This window comes from Leifsonia sp. PARNA 1/14 (assembly GCF_055720965.1).
In genome coordinates this window covers 1-215 of the sequence record NZ_JBVQSP010000015.1, presented here as the reverse complement: position 1 = coordinate 215, position 215 = coordinate 1, and the positions used below count along the sequence as shown (strand labels likewise).

The following is a 215-nucleotide window of genomic DNA, read 5'->3' as shown; positions in this document are numbered from 1 at the left end:
GGTCGGCAGCATCGCGACCATGGGCGTCATCGTGGGCTCGAACATCCCGATGTTCATCGGCGCGATGATCATGGGCCCGCTCGGCGCCTGGGTCATGAAGCAGGTCGACCGCATCTGGGACGGCAAGATCAAGGCCGAGTTCGAGATGCTGGTCAACAACTTCTCGGCAGGTATCGTCGGCATGCTCTTGTCGATCGGCGCGTTCTTCGGGATCG

Annotated in this window: 1 pseudogene; it reads left to right on the top strand. The window is 61.9% G+C overall.

Annotation, left to right across the window (positions count from 1 at the left end):
- Window positions 1–215, top strand: a pseudogene (locus AC0HS0_RS19005) (PTS mannitol transporter subunit IIB); the annotation flags it as partial.